This window comes from Acinetobacter colistiniresistens, from assembly GCF_024582815.1.
In the GTDB taxonomy this organism is placed as follows: Bacteria; Pseudomonadota; Gammaproteobacteria; order Pseudomonadales; family Moraxellaceae; genus Acinetobacter.
This window is the reverse complement of sequence record NZ_CP102099.1, coordinates 2,110,763-2,125,892: the sequence shown is the minus strand read 5'-3', so window position 1 is coordinate 2,125,892 and position 15,130 is coordinate 2,110,763. Positions and strand designations below refer to the sequence as shown.

At 41.1% G+C, this 15,130-nt stretch carries 10 protein-coding genes; 4 read left to right on the top strand and 6 right to left on the bottom strand.

From position 1 onward, the window contains the following. Position 1: 1 nt before the first annotated feature. Together NQU59_RS10080 and efp are read right to left on the bottom strand one after the other, a co-directional pair. Positions 2-2,104, bottom strand: a complete 2,103-nt coding sequence (locus NQU59_RS10080) for a carbon starvation CstA family protein (RefSeq protein WP_005242984.1) — start codon at positions 2,102-2,104, stop codon at positions 2-4. Between the two features lie 461 nt (positions 2,105-2,565). Further along, positions 2,566-3,135, bottom strand: coding sequence for an elongation factor P (gene efp / locus NQU59_RS10075; RefSeq protein WP_004652839.1), 570 nt, complete (start codon positions 3,133-3,135; stop codon positions 2,566-2,568). A gap of 86 nt (positions 3,136-3,221) precedes the next feature. On the opposite strand from efp, the gene epmB reads away from it, so the two are divergent. Genes epmB through NQU59_RS10060 form a run of 3 tightly spaced genes read left to right on the top strand, consistent with a single transcriptional unit; the run spans position 3,222 to position 8,081 of the window. Further along, positions 3,222-4,238, top strand: coding sequence for an EF-P beta-lysylation protein EpmB (gene epmB, locus NQU59_RS10070; protein WP_005242986.1), 1,017 nt, complete (start codon positions 3,222-3,224; stop codon positions 4,236-4,238). 13 nt (positions 4,239-4,251) lie between these two features. Further along, positions 4,252-6,006 carry a hypothetical protein gene (locus NQU59_RS10065; RefSeq protein ID WP_005242987.1) on the top strand — a complete coding sequence of 585 codons (1,755 nt, stop codon included), beginning with the start codon at positions 4,252-4,254 and terminating at the stop codon, positions 6,004-6,006. Next, positions 5,988-8,081, top strand: coding sequence for an EAL domain-containing protein (locus NQU59_RS10060; protein WP_043974198.1), 2,094 nt, complete (start codon positions 5,988-5,990; stop codon positions 8,079-8,081). The genes NQU59_RS10065 and NQU59_RS10060 overlap by 19 nt, the downstream gene beginning before the upstream one ends. 104 nt (positions 8,082-8,185) lie before the next feature. Here the strand turns inward: NQU59_RS10060 and rpmE are convergent, their stop codons facing one another. The 4 genes from rpmE to NQU59_RS10040 all read right to left on the bottom strand — a co-directional run bounded on the left by rpmE (position 8,186) and on the right by NQU59_RS10040 (position 12,290). After that, the gene (gene rpmE / locus NQU59_RS10055) at positions 8,186-8,410 is read right to left on the bottom strand and encodes a 50S ribosomal protein L31 (RefSeq protein WP_004652835.1); all 225 of its coding nucleotides are present in this window, start codon (positions 8,408-8,410) and stop codon (positions 8,186-8,188) included. A gap of 198 nt (positions 8,411-8,608) precedes the next feature. Further along, positions 8,609-9,577 carry a bile acid:sodium symporter family protein gene (locus NQU59_RS10050; RefSeq protein ID WP_005242989.1) on the bottom strand — a complete coding sequence of 323 codons (969 nt, stop codon included), beginning with the start codon at positions 9,575-9,577 and terminating at the stop codon, positions 8,609-8,611. A 137-nt stretch (positions 9,578-9,714) separates the two neighbouring features. Then, complete coding sequence (gloA, locus tag NQU59_RS10045) at positions 9,715-10,116, bottom strand: lactoylglutathione lyase (RefSeq protein ID WP_005242991.1); 402 nt, start codon at positions 10,114-10,116, stop codon at positions 9,715-9,717. A gap of 2 nt (positions 10,117-10,118) precedes the next feature. Then, positions 10,119-12,290 carry an AmpG family muropeptide MFS transporter gene (locus tag NQU59_RS10040; protein ID WP_257063304.1) on the bottom strand — a complete coding sequence of 724 codons (2,172 nt, stop codon included), beginning with the start codon at positions 12,288-12,290 and terminating at the stop codon, positions 10,119-10,121. A gap of 186 nt (positions 12,291-12,476) precedes the next feature. Here NQU59_RS10040 and NQU59_RS10035 point away from each other — a divergent pair, with 186 nt between their 5' ends. After that, a complete protein-coding gene (locus tag NQU59_RS10035) occupies positions 12,477-15,113 on the top strand; it encodes a Lon protease family protein (RefSeq protein ID WP_257063303.1) in 2,637 nt (878 codons plus the stop codon). Positions 15,114-15,130 lie beyond the last annotated feature (17 nt).

The window sequence follows — 15,130 nt, the reverse complement described above, 5'->3', positions numbered from 1 at the left end:
CTTACTCTCCTTTGATGCTATTCGCAGTCATCGGTGTTTCTGAATAAACTGCAGGCGCTTCATTGGCAGTAGGCGTTGGACTTGCCAAAGCACGGCGTACGATGCCAATCGAAGCAATCACCATCACGATTGCAACAATCATAAAGAACCCACACAACGCAGCGTTGATCTGGTTCGACATCACAATGGTCTGCATTTCAGCCACGGTTTTGGCTGGTGCAAGCACTTCACCACGCGCAATCGCATCCGAGAAACGGTTTGCTTGTGCCAAGAAGCCAATCTTCGGATTTTCATGGAAAATCTTCTGCCAGCCTGCAGTCATTGAGGTAATGAACAAGAAAATCGTCGGGACAATGGTGACCCACACATACTTCTCTTTCTTCATCTTAAATAGAATAACCGTCCCCAAAATCAAAGCCATAGAGGCAAGAATCTGGTTACCGATACCGAATAATGGCCACAAGGAGTTAATCCCGCCTAATGGATCAACAACACCTTGATAGACAAAGAAACCCCAACCTGCAACGGCCACAAACGTTCCAATCAAATTACCCACAAATGAACTAGATTGTTTTACCGCTGGTACCACAATACCGACTGTATCTTGAACCATGAAACGACAGGCACGTGTTCCTGCATCTACCGCAGTTAAAATGAATAAGGCTTCAAATAGAATGGCAAAGTGATACCAGAATGCCATCATTGAACGGCTATTGAAAATTTCCGAAATGATGTGCGCCATACCAATCGCGAAGGTTGGTGCGCCACCTGTACGTGATAGAATTGAGCTCTCACCCACTTCTTGTGCCAACAAGGTCAGCATTTCAGGACTAACGACAAAACCAAGGTTACGTACTGCTTCCGCAGCGGTATCGACCGTTGTGCCCAGAACTGCCGCAGGTGCATTAATCGCAAAATAGACGCCCGGATCAAGTACTGTTGCACAGATCATGGCCATGATCCCGACAAAGGATTCCATGAGCATCCCACCATAACCAATCATACGAATATTGACTTCGTTATCGACCAGTTTTGGTGTTGTCCCTGAAGCCACCAAGGCATGGAAGCCCGAGATGGCACCACAGGCAATGGTAATAAATAAGAAAGGAAATAAACTACCTGCAAATACAGGCCCTGTGCCATCAATGAAATGCGTCACCGCTGGCATTTTCAAATCAGGCATCGCAAAGATAATCCCGATCGCCAAACCTGCAATTACACCGATTTTTAGGAAAGTGGAAAGATAATCACGTGGTGCTAATAACAACCAAACAGGTAAAACTGACGCGATAAAACCATAAATAATCAACGCCCATGTCAACTGGGTGCCACTCAGGGTAAATAACTGGCCCCAATATGGATCTTTTGCAACATCACCCCCATAGACAATTGCAGCCATCATTAGTACAAAACCAATGATCGATACCTCTGCAATTTTTCCTGGGCGCAGATAACGCATGTAAATGCCCATGAATAACGCAATTGGAATTGTTGCGGCAATACTAAATACCCCCCATGGGCTATGTGCCAGTGCCTTGACCACAACCAATGCAAGCACTGCAAGGATAATGATCATCACACCCAATGTACCAAGCATGACAATCACACCCGCAAAGGTACCCAGTTCCTGCTTAGCCATTTCTCCCAAAGAACGACCATCACGTCGTGTTGAAATAAATAGAACCAGAAAATCCTGCACCGCACCAGCAATCACCACCCCAACCAAAAGCCAGATCGTCCCGGGTAAATAACCCATTTGCGCTGCTAGAATCGGCCCAACCAAAGGACCAGCACCAGCAATCGCAGCAAAGTGATGTCCAAATAAAACGTATTTATTGGTTGGAACATAATCCAGACCATCGGCAAGACGATGAGCTGGTGTTAACCGTTTGGGATTTAATTCAAAAACTTTGTTTGCAATAAATAAACTATAGAACCGATATGCAATGCTATATACACAGACCGCAGCAAGGACTAACCAGACCGCATTAACATGCTCACCACGACTAACTGCCAAAATCCCAAATGAAATTGCCCCAACAATGGCAACCAAACTCCATAGGAGTTTTGAGGGAAGTGATGACTTTGCTTGTGTTGTCTCCATTCAAAAAACCTCTCAATACATAACGCGTGGCTAGGGTCTGTTGATATTTCACAGATGCATGCGACAGAGGACATTTTATAGATGGCACAAGGCATGTTTTATGCCATTTAGCTATTCTAAATAAATAAAATATAACGTAGTGGCATCAAAAAATGTCCCTGTCCCTTAGGGTTATGGCTAAAACTTCCCTAAACTGCGTTATGAAACTTGACAAGGGTATCGCCATTGCCTGTGTTTCATGCCTTGTTTATCTCGTTTTAGCCGATAACGCATGCATGGTTGAAATGTCAACAAACCCTATTAGATTTCCCTTTCCATATTTTCTGTAGAAGAAATATCTTTGTAAGTTTACCTTCTAGCTACAATTATTTATCTAATACTTTGGCATAAAAAAAGGGATGATTGTTTAATCATCCCTTCGATAATTGTATATCTTGAGTAGCTCGGCCACTCATTCACAATTATGCACGCTCTAGGTAATCACCCGTACGCGTGTCTACACGAACACTTTCTTCTTGCTGTACGAATAATGGAACACGTACCACAGCACCTGTTTCAAGTTTCGCAGGCTTACCACCACCGCCAGAAGTATCACCACGCACACCTGGATCAGTCTCAACAATTTTGAGTACAACGAAGTTCGGTGGGCTTACAGTTAAAGGTACGCCATTGAACAACATAATCGTACATTTTTCATTAGAATCATCTTTTAACCATTTCGCAGCATCACCCATTGCTGTTTTATCAGCAGCGATTTGCTCGAAAGATACAGGATCCATGAAGTTCCACATTTCGCCATCGTTGTAGAGGTAATCCATTTCAACTTCTACAATATCAGCTGCTTCTAAAGAGTCACCTGATTTAAATGTTTTTTCTAATACTTTACCAGAGCGAAGGTTACGTAATTTCACACGGTTAAATGCTTGACCTTTACCTGGTTTTACATATTCATTTTCCATGATTGAACATGGGTTACCATCAAGCATAACCTTAAGGCCTGCTTTAAAATCATTTGTAGAATAATAGGCCATGAAAGGCGCACTCCAAACTTAAAACTCAAATCTATTAATGCTAGACTAGGCACACAGCTGCGGCTAACACTATTTTTACGTATGGCATGATAAACTATTTACATCAAGAGCAAAACTGGCAATCACAACTCAGTGATCTAATTACCGATCCTTTAGAGCTGTTAAATCTGCTTGAGTTATCTACCGATCAGCTATTATCAGGTGCAATCCTCGCCTCTGAACAGTTTAAATTGCGCGTACCGCGTGCATTCGTCGGAAAAATGAGCACTGGCGATCCGCTTGATCCTTTATTGCTACAAGTATTACCACACCATCTGGAGCTAGAACAACATCCCGAGTTTGTCACCGACCCACTCGGCGAAGAAGCGGCCAATCAAATGGCTGGGGTTTTACATAAGTATCAATCGCGTTTTTTGCTGACGTTAACCGGTGCATGTGCAATTCACTGCCGTTACTGTTTCCGTCGCCATTTTCCATATCAGGAGAATTTGCCTAAAAATGACGACTGGATCAACATCAAGCAATATATTGAGCAAAATCCACAAATCAATGAAGTGATTTTAAGTGGTGGTGATCCACTCACTTTGAATAATCGAAAAATTTCTTTATGGTTAGAACGTCTAGCATCTCTCCCTCAGATTAAGATATTGAGAATTCATTCACGCGTTCCGATTGTGATCCCGAATCGTATTGATGAAGAGCTAATTTCTATATTAAAAAACAGTAGGCTGCGCATTGTAGTAGTGGTACACTCAAATCACGCAGCTGAACTCGATGATTTCACCTGCTCGAAGTTATTGCAGTTATCACTTCACCATATAACCGTGCTGAATCAGGCGGTTCTACTCAAAGGTGTGAATGATTCTGCAGAAACGCTCAATGCCTTGAGTCTCCGTTTATTTGAAGCACGAGTAATGCCCTATTACCTTCATGTTTTAGATAAAGTCAAAGGTGCTCAGCATTTTGATTTAAGATCTTCAGAGATAGATCAGATATACAGTGATGTATTAGCGAGTTTACCTGGATATTTAGTTCCTAAACTTGTCAGGGAAATTGCGGGCGAAAAAAATAAAACACCGCTTTTTGGGGTTCAAACGTTCTGAGATTGATTACACAATGATGAATAATGCTTTTTCGGATATTTTTCAAATTCCAACAGTTTTGAGACGGGACAAACTCAGTTTCTGTGATACCAATTCAAAAAGTCTGAATGAATGGGTCTCAAACCTGTCGATTATGCAGTTAGGTGATACTTCGAAGGCTTTATTTGCCGCCTTATTAGAACTTAGTGAATTAGAATGTTCTGAAACCCTGCGCTTTGATTTAGTGCAGGTTCTACACCCGACTATTGAAAATGTTCTGGGCAGTCTGGAAAAAAACTTTTTTAATCAGGGTGTGATCAGTTCAGACCGTAATGAGCACATCATCGAGTTGGCGATGTTATTGCGTTGTTATTTTGCCGCCATCTATATCAATATTGTGCGCCGTAGTAACGATCAACTCGATCAGCAAAAGTTTTCTATTTTTGCTCTAAATCAAAAGAAGAACCTGCAAACGGCAAGAACACTTGCCACCTTTCAATCGCTGCAACAATTAACACAGCTACTCTATCAACAACATATGTTGTATAGCGAGCCTGTTGCAGGGCAATGGCTAATTGCACATCAACTCTATGATGCAGCAGTCATGCATAAATACCAGCATACCAACCTCGATCAAGCTCAGGGCAAACCAAGCGCGATTAGCAACATTAGCCAAGCTTATGCCCAATTGATTTTGATGGATATTTTTAATACCAATCAAATCCGTCAATCTGAAATTCAGGCTTTATTCCAGTGTAGTTTTGACTGGGCTAAAATGGTTCAAGTGTTATCTAAAGAAACAGATTTAACCAAATATGTCGTAGATACTACGAAAGACCATCCACCAATTTATAATAAAAAGCAAAGCTCAGGCTTTAATCCAAACATATTTATCAGTACCCATAGCCTGTTGGATCATGTCACGGCGACACTGCATAAAAATGCGGAATACATTTCCAAGAATGAAAAAATTTATTTAACTCCTGCACTAAAGTTCCATGTGCAAACTATTTTAGGTACAACAGCGGAACGCCGTCATGAACGTTATGAGTATTCCGCGCAACTGCATATCTGCTTTGGCTTGCTTACAGCGCATTTTTATCTTTCAAAAGCCAAAAACTTTTCAGAAACTTTATTGCTAGATCATAGCTACGGTCTGCAAAATGAATCGAAGTTTATGTCCGCATGGGACAAAAAAAGCACATCAGACAACCAGGAATCAGCAATTCAACGTCTAAGCCGCGAAAGTAAAGCAGTATATCAGGCTGACATTCTGGATATCAGCGTCAATGGTTATCGTATTAAATGGTCAGGAGAAGCACCAAAAAATCTTAGAACAGGCGAGTATATTTTAGTTAAAGAAACATCACATGGGCATTGGCGTGGAGGAGTAATTCGTTGGCTCAAACAATCAACCGAAAAAAGTTTAGAACTCGGTTTGGAAGTATTGGCACAGGAGATTTTTCCTTGTGCAGTTCGTTTACAAGCAGATCGACATATCAGCAATTATCATCCAACACTTTTATTAAAAAATCAAAATCTGGATGAAACAAAAACTACATTAATTTTGCCAGGTTCACAGATTTTTAGAGAACACCAAGCTGTTCATTTAAGATTGGGGAAAGAGGAAGTCAAAGTGTATTTATTAAACGCACAATTAATTACCCAGAGTTTTGTTCAATTTGAGTTTGAACTGTTAAATGAAGAAGAACTTCCTGTTCTGCAAAAATATATGGCTCAAAAAAATATGGATACAATTGATCAAGATTTATGGGAAGCATTGAAGTGAGAAATTCTTTACTCTCTAAAAAACTAAAACGCACTGAAACACGTTTACTGATTATTGACGACAACCAGCTTCGTTATAATCAAATTGCGACAATTTTTAAAGCACAAGATCATCAAATTAAAGCCACTTTGCTAGATGATCTTAAGACATTTGAAAAGCAGCTCAATCTACCTTGGGATATTGTGATTTTTGGTCGTGCCTATGACCTAAAAATCGAGCAAACGCTTTCCTTAATACAGGCATCATCCCAACCCAGTTTACCAGTTTTACTATTTGAACCAGATGACTTTGATACTGATCAATACCAGAGCTATATTCATAAAGGAATCTATGATGTAGTGAATTTAAAAACACCTGAAACGTTTTATATCAATATGATCCGTGCCCTGTCGTATAGTCGTTTGGTGCAGGCCGAGCACCGCTTGCTCAATGAGTTGGAAGCCGCACAATCGCAAGCACAATCTTTGGTTGCAGAGACACATAAAGCAGTTGCCATTTTACAGGAAGGTATTCATATCAGTGCCAATACTGAATATGCCAACCTATTTGGTTTTAGTAATGTAGATGAATTGATTGGCTTGCCAATTCTTGATGTGTTACAACCCGAAGATTTAGGGCAATTTAAGCTCCGCTTTAAAAAGATCTCTCAAGGACAATTTGAGCAAGGGCGCTTTGAACTTCGGACTCAAAACTCAACCGTAAAGAATAATCCATTACACCTAGAGTTTCTGCCTTCAGGCAATGAAGAGGAAATTCAACTCAATATTGAGTGCCCTACATCTGCTCAGGTGATAACTCAAGCGCCAGCAGCGACTGTTTCATCTGAAAAAGTCTCGACTCTAGGCACAGCTTTACAACAGCTCAATCGACAACTGACCAATCATCCAGCCAACGCCAATGCGATTGTGCTATTTAGTCTCAGTAGCTGCCCAAATGAAGTTTTCCAAAATGATTGGCGCGGAACAAAAGCATATTTTGCCAATATCCAAAACTTTATCAAAGAACAAGTGAGTGTTCCTGTCTATCAAGTCGATAGCACACTCTTCGTTGCATTGTTTCAAGCTGAATCTAAGAATGTTTTAAATTCACTGCTGATCGGTTTAAATAGCTTGCAAAAACCCCAACTTTTAGCGACAGCAAATTACACCTTCCCTTTACACCTAAAATTGGGATATTGCGAACTTGCACAAGCCATTCCAGATGAGGCCATGTTTGAGCAAGTTCTCAGCAAAGCATTCTCTACAGCTTTACCCGTATTCAACAGTCCAAAAATTGATACCGATATTGGTTTGACAACCGAACATATTCCAACAAAAGTACAGTTAAGCTTGCTACAAGAGCTTAAACAAAAACTGGATGCGGGTGATATCCATCTTAAATATCAGCAACTTTATGATAAACAAGATCAGCACACGCATACCTATGAAGTTTCTGGTGGCTTTATCTATAACAATCAATGGCAAGACCTAAGTGATCTGGCTGATCTTAAAGATGATGCTGAGCTTTCTGTTCAACTTGATCGCTGGGTTTTGGTTGAAGCATGCAAACAATTGCACAATTTTATTACCCAATATCCTAAGGCAAAACTGATTGTTAACCTGAATCATCAGGTACTATTAAATGATAAGCAACTGCCTGAGCTGGTTGCAAAACTACTCACCATTATTGGTAGTAAACAAGCACATCCACTGATCTTGCAATTCTCAGAGCAGGCACTGCAACAGAATCTTTCTCAAGCACAGCCACAGATTGCCTTACTACGCCAACATGGTGCCGAAATTTCAATTCGTGGTTTTGGCGACTCGCTGTACAGCGACAGTATGCTACAGCAAATTGATGTACAGTACCTCAATTTACATAGCAAGCTCACCAAAATGCTGAGTTCAGATAAAGACATCTCAACCCTACAAGAGAAAATCCTACATTTTATCGGTCAAAAACCCGTGGAAATTTTCTTGATGGAACTGAATGACATGAATTTATTTGCAAATGCATGGAATGTTGAGGCTCGCTTCCTGCAAGGTAACTATTTCCAGAAGAAACTCGATCGTCTCACGGACGTTCAAGATCAATAAAAAATCCTTCTTATGGAGCTTTATAGCTCCTCACCTTTTCAAAAGAAGGAAAATTAACAGACACAAAAAAACGGGCATATTGCCCGTTTTTTTCTTTCTTAGTATTAACGTTTGATAGAACGTGACATACCAGAGAAACGTTGTTTGAATTTGTCGATACGACCGCCTGTATCCACATTCTTTTGTTTACCAGTATAGAATGGGTGGCAAGCTGAACATACGTCAAGGTAAATTGTTTCTTTACCAAGAGCAGAACGAGTTTCGATTACGTTACCACATGAACAAGTAGCAACTAATTTTTCATATTTAGGGTGAATATCGGCACGCATGGTCGATGCTCCTATTAAGTAAGAAAGGCTTAAGCTGTTATCGCAATTGATCACTCTCAATTTGAGGAAAGCAAAGTGTTTTCACACTTGCAGATCAACACCACAACAGACCATTTCTTTTGACTCACCGAGACTCTATGGTCAGAGCAAAGCCAACAAGTGGCGAGTATTATACGCCAAAGAATTCACTTTTGCGAACTATTCCTGATTTGATTTTGACCAATGATTCGCAATCATGCCACAGACCATTAACTGAATTTGATGAAAAATCATAATTGGCAGTACTATCATCCCTAATGGCTGTCCAATGAACAGGATTTGTGCCATTGGCACCCCGCTCGCCAAGGTTTTCTTGGAGCTACAGAAGAAGATCGTGACTTGATCAGCATGATTAAAGCCCAGCCATTTAGGTAAATACAAAGCCAATAGCATGACTATGGTTAACAGCAGCGAACATGCCAGCACCAAATATAATAACGTTAGACCACTGACCTGATGCCAAAGCCCCGCAATTACAGCACTACTAAATGCACCATATACCACCATTAAGATCGAACCCTGATCGAAAGCTTTAACGACACTTGGGACTTTAACCATATAAGGAAACACATAAGGACGCAGTAACTGCCCCAGAACAAAAGGCACCAGCAGCAGCAATGTAATCTGGATAATAGATTTAGTCGGATCAAAACCATGTTGGCTTTGTCCCAAAATGAAGTAGCTCACCAAAATTGGAGTAATAAACATTCCGATAATATTTGAGAAAGAAGCACTACAAACAGCAGCAGCAACATTGCCTTTAGCCATCGAGGTAAATGCAATCGAAGATTGCACTGTCGATGGCAAGAAGCACATAAACAGAAAACCCCAATACAATTGTTGCCCTAAAAGCGGTTCTAACACAGGTTTCGCCAACAATCCGATTGCTGGGAAAATTAGAAAAGTAAAAGCAAAAACGAGCGCATGCATTTTCCAATGCAGCATACCTTCAATCACAGCTTCACGTGATAACTTGGCGCCATGTAAAAAGAATAATACGGCAATCGCAACCGTGGTTAGCATATTAAAATAATGCGCAGCCTGTCCAGAGACGGGTAAAAAAGTCGCCAGTACGACCATTGCAATTAATAATATTGTAAAGCGATCCACTGCCAATAGCTTCAACATAACCTATCCTTATCTACTCACGAATAACTATAAAGCCCAATATGATGTTGTTGACCATTTGATCGACTCATCATACTGGGCTCTACAAATAAAGCTAGGGCTTTAGATCAGAAATCTTGGACTGACCAGACCAAAGCCTAATTATTACGTGCGTTTTGATCCTGTTGAATCAATTCAACTTTATAACCATCTGGATCTTCAACAAAAGCAATTACCGTAACACCACCTTTCATTGGGCCTGCTTCACGCACGACTTTACCGCCACGTGCCTTGATTTCTTCACATGCTTTATAAGCATCTTCCACACCAATCGCAATATGGCCATAAGCGTTGCCAAGATCATAACTCTCGGTATCCCAGTTATGGGTTAACTCAAGTACCGTGTTATTTTCTTCATCACCATAACCCACAAAAGCTAGCGTAAAACGCCCTTCTTCATAATCACGCTGGCGTAGCAATTTCATACCAAGCACCTCAGTGTAGAACTTTAAAGATTGTTCTAAATTACCTACTCGTAGCATCGTATGTAACATGCGCATAGTTATTCACCTGTCTGTTGTGTTGTTCGGTTTTCATGGTCACGTAATAATTTCGCGACCCAAACCACGAGAAATAAAATTGGAATCCCAATTAAAGTCGTCATTAAAAAGAAATTCGGATAACCAATATTACTAACAATAGTTCCAGAGTATCCACCCAACAACTTAGGTGTGAGTGTCATCAGAGAACTGAAAATTGCATATTGAACTGCCGTAAATGACACACTGGTTAAACTAGATAAAAAGGCAATAAAAGCAGCACCTGCCAGACCTGAAGCCAGGTTATCGATAATAATTGCAAAGTACAGCCATAAAGAGCTATAACTTTTAATTACCTTTCCAGAAAGCTCTACAGTGCCTGACTGGGCTGGATCAAGTACAGCCACAGGCTGAATATCAATATCTAAAACGTCCGCATGAGCAGCAGAATTGATACGATATTGTCGCATTGCTAACACTTCTTTCCCGGTATGAGATTTTAAGTTAGCCATAGCTTGGACTGTTTTAGTCGGAGAAGCGTGTAATAACTTTCCATCGATAGCCCCTGTAAACAAGCCCTTTTGGTCAATTTTTGCGGTAAACTCCTGCCCATCCAACTTTAAAATCACAGGACGTTCTGCATCTAACTCTTCCGCTTTCACCCCTGCGAGCTGACCTTTGATCACTAAACTTTGTTTAAGTTCTTTCAGTGTTAATTGATCATCATTGTTAATCGGCAATATTTGAATCTCAGGTTGTTGCTTATGAGTTAAATATGGCACTTCTAACTGAATTTTAGACGCTGCCTGATTCTGATATTGGGTGCTCACCTGTACTTGGTGTGCTTTTAATAAGACTTCGTTAGGTACTTGCAGCTTCCAATACCCAACCTCATCCGGCTGTACCTTATAGTGCTGATCTCCGACCTGAACTTCAACCTGATCAAGTGGCTTGCCCGATTTGACTAGACCAATAAAAATCAAATTGGTTGAACTAGCTAAAACCGCACCGACAAACATCAATTTCATAATGTTCATACGCTGCGCCAGCAAACCGCCCAGGAAACCACCAACCAGACTAAAAAGTACACCGTAAATTTTAACCGCTTCAGCAATCTGCTCTTTACTAAAATTCAGATCTTGATAGAACACATTGGAAATTACCCCTGCAATAATGTCAGAAATACGGAAAAATCCAATCAACAGCAATAAAACTAAAGCCAGTTTTACCCCATAGCGTTTAAAGAAATCTAAAATCGGCGCAACCCATGTTTCTTTCGCCATCTGCTGATTGACCACCCCCATCTTGACCAGTCCAAAACCGGCCAATAAGGCAATTGTGGTGGCCGTTAAAAAGCGTAATGCTTCTAAACCAAACAAGGTTGCAGTGTCTTTGATTGCTGCTGATTTTGCGATTTCATCGGTCACATTACCTGAATAGATATAGCTGAGCACAAAAGTTACAACGGCAATAAAGAATACAAATACCAAACGGTAATAGTCTGTAGTTTTATACTGCTTATAAACACGATTTACTTGGGGTTCACGTACACATAAGGTCGTGATGATACCGACCACCATCACTGCTGCCATGGTTAAATAAGTATATTTCCAAGCTTCGTAAATATAATTGCCTTTTGCTGTGCCTAAATAGGCTGCCAAGAACAAAGCACCTGCCCCTGCAACGATCATCCCAATCCGATAACCGGCATTGTAAGTCGAAGCTAAAACCGTTTGCATTTCCGTCTCAGCCAGCTCAATACGGTAAGCATCAATCACAATATCTTGTGTAGCTGCAGAGAAACCCAATAAGACCGCACCTGCCGCCATCTGAACCAGATAACTTTTTCCAAGCGCTGGATCAGAAAAGGCCATGATACAAATCGCACAAATAATTAAACACTGCGCAATTAACAACCAGGCGCGACGTCGACCTAAACTTTTGGTCAAAAAGGGTACAGGCAGCTCATCAATGAGTGGTGCCCACACAAATTTAAAGGAATAACCGAGTGCTGCCCAACTAAAAAAAGTGACTGCACTTTTATCAATACCAGCCTCACCTAGCCATAATGACAAGCTAGAAAAAATCAATAAAATTGGAATCCCTGCCGAGAAACCAAGAAATAACATAATCAGCGCACGGCGATCTAAAAATGCTTTAAATGCCGACGCCCAACCAGAGGCTTGAGTGGTCATTGGTTATTATTTTCCATGAACATGCGTGAATGTGCTTATTCAATCGTTTCTTGCTCTCTCTTGCAAGTTGCTTTATGCAATCATTCTTTTGTTTTGTCGATAAAAAACACAAGTTCGCTTGATCTTTAGGGTTAAAACTGTATACCTTTAATTACTCAACTTTAGTTTATTTGTTGGATAGCAACAGTGACCCAAAAACTCGATCAAATGACTGCAACAACTTTATCTTTAACACCAACAAACACTATTAACGCAAATATAAACTCTTTACCAAGTGCCTTTGAGCAGACGGAAATACAAGCAACACTGATTAAAACCGCTTTACGTGCCGATCAACTGACGCATATTCCAGACCTCGTAGAAATTCCGAGTTCAACTAAACGAATCAAACCACTGAATAATTTTTTAGGGCAAGACCGCGCACGTGCTTCTGTTGAAGCTGGTATTTCTCTACCATACTCAGGCTACAACATTTTTGCGGTTGGGACTGCAGGATTAGGTAAACGTACCATGATCAAACGTTTACTCCAGCAACACGCGAAAACCATGCCAACACCGAATGATTGGGTATATGTCAACAACTTCAAAAATCCAAGACAACCGATTGCATTACGCTTTCCCGCAGGACAAGGCACTAAATTTCAAAATGCTTTGCAACAAGCATGGCAAATCATTTTAAAGCAACTAGAGCGTCGTTTTAGCGCTGAAAGTTATCACAATCGCATTGAACGTATCCGTCAGGATACTGGTGATGTACAGCAAAAGGCTTTAGTCGAGTTAACCAAAGAAGGCGAAGAACTCGATTTGAAACTGGTTTCTCGTAATGACAAACATACATTCATCCCGATGCAACTCCGCAACGATGAATATCACGAGTTAAGTCAAAATGAACTGAATGCACTTGGCAGTAAAGAACGCGCTGAAATCAATGCCAATGTTCGTTATATGGAGAAAAAACTCGAACGCCTGGGTCTGCATCTGGGTGATTTAGAAGATGACGCACGGGATCAGGTTTCAAGTTTAAATCGCGACATCGCTACTCAGGTCGTCATGCCACGTGTAGAATCGATCCTAAATAAAAACAAAGACGTCAAAGGTCTCGACTTATATTTAAAACATTATGCTGAAGATATCATTGAAAATGTAGAGCTGATTCTAGAACAAGAAGAAGATGACTTTACCCCTGCTTTGTTTAACCGTGTTCCTTCACGCTATCAGGCCAATGTGATTGTTGCCAACAAACCCAATAGCGGTGCGCCAGTTATTTTTGAAGATTTCCCGACGCATTACAATCTATTGGGCCATGTTGAACAACTCACGCATAACGGAACCATCACCACCGACTTTACTTTGATTCGCCCTGGTTCTTTACATCAAGCCAACGGGGGCTTTTTAATGCTTGAAGCAGAGCAACTGCTTGAACAGCCTTATGCCTGGCAAGGTCTAAAACGCGCTTTAAAATCGGGACAACTCAAACTGTCATCACTCGAACACATGCTGACCTTAACAGGTAGCATTTCTATTGAACCAGCATCCGTTCCACTTGATATTAAAGTGGTTTTACTTGCAGAACCTGAAATTTATTATGAAATTCTGGAAGTTGAACCAGAATTAGGCAGTGTCTTTAAAATTCGCGCCGACTTCACCGACACATTACAACGTAATGACAGTAATGAGCAGGCCTATATGCAGCTGATTGCAGATTATGTTCAAGCTGACAAGTTGCTTCCCTTTGATCGTTCTGCACTCGCAGCTTTGTTAACTGATTCCAGCCGTCAGGCGGAAGATCAAAGTTCATTGTCGCTACATGCATCAACCTTAGGTGATCTTATTCGTGAAGCACACCATCATGCATTTAAAGCAGATGACAAGATCGTCACTGACCAGCATGTCAATCAAGCATTACATCACCGTCAATATCGCTTAGGCTATTTAAGAGAACTGTATTGGCAGGATCTTTCTCGCGGGACTCAATTAATTGAAACCTCAGGACACCGTCTCGGTCAAATCAATGCCCTATCCGTGATTCATTACGCTGATGTTGAATTTGGTCTACCGTCTCGCCTGACTGCATCAGTGTATCAAGGCGGTGGTGATATTCTGGATATTGAACGCAGTGTTGAGCTTGGTGGTTCCCTACATGCCAAAGGCGTGTTATTGATGTCAAGCTTTTTAAAGGCTCACTTTGGTCGTGAACAAATCCTGCACTTCTCCGCCGCTTTAGCTTTTGAACAAAGTTACGGACAAGTCGATGGCGATAGTGCAACTGTTGCAGAACTTTCAGCCCTGATCTCTGCAATCTGTCAAATTCCGATTGATCAATCTTGGGCAATTACAGGCTCGATGAATCAATTGGGCCAAGTACAGCCGATTGGTGGCGTCAATGCAAAAATTGAAGGCTTTTACGATGCATGTAAGCTTCAAGGCTTAACAGGCAAACAAGGCGTTATCATTCCACGTCAAAATATGCAGCACTTAATGCTACGCCAAGATGTGAGCGATGCAGTACAAACTGGTCAATTCCATGTCCATGCGATTGATACCATTGACCAAGCTTTAGAAATTCTGATGGCACGCCCAGTCGGGACGCTCGATAAGAAAGGCCGCTATACCAAAAACTCGATCTATGCTGCAGTGATGGAACAGCTTGAATACTGGCAAGCAATCGAAGATGGCGAGGCCGTTGAAGATGAGGAACCCAAGAAAAAGAAAAAGCGTAAGAAGACCAAAAAAGATGAGCTTGCAGCGAAAAACACTGAAGAAACAGTAGCTGAAGCAAAAAGCTTAAAGCCAATCAACTCAAAGAAACGGAAAAAGAAATAAAGAAAAAGCCATGTTCC

Excerpts from the sequence above, each read along its gene's own strand:
- NQU59_RS10080 (WP_005242984.1), bottom strand. The coding sequence starts at position 2,104 with ATGGAGACAACACAAGCAAAGTCATCACTTCCCTCAAAACTCCTATGG.
- efp (WP_004652839.1), bottom strand. The coding sequence starts at position 3,135 with ATGGCCTATTATTCTACAAATGATTTTAAAGCAGGCCTTAAGGTTATG.
- epmB (WP_005242986.1), top strand. The coding sequence starts at position 3,222 with ATGATAAACTATTTACATCAAGAGCAAAACTGGCAATCACAACTCAGT.
- NQU59_RS10065 (WP_005242987.1), top strand. The coding sequence starts at position 4,252 with ATGATGAATAATGCTTTTTCGGATATTTTTCAAATTCCAACAGTTTTG.
- NQU59_RS10060 (WP_043974198.1), top strand. The coding sequence starts at position 5,988 with ATGGGAAGCATTGAAGTGAGAAATTCTTTACTCTCTAAAAAACTAAAA.
- rpmE (WP_004652835.1), bottom strand. The coding sequence starts at position 8,410 with ATGCGTGCCGATATTCACCCTAAATATGAAAAATTAGTTGCTACTTGT.
- NQU59_RS10050 (WP_005242989.1), bottom strand. The coding sequence starts at position 9,577 with ATGTTGAAGCTATTGGCAGTGGATCGCTTTACAATATTATTAATTGCA.
- gloA (WP_005242991.1), bottom strand. The coding sequence starts at position 10,116 with ATGCGCATGTTACATACGATGCTACGAGTAGGTAATTTAGAACAATCT.
- NQU59_RS10040 (WP_257063304.1), bottom strand. The coding sequence starts at position 12,290 with ATGACCACTCAAGCCTCTGGTTGGGCGTCGGCATTTAAAGCATTTTTA.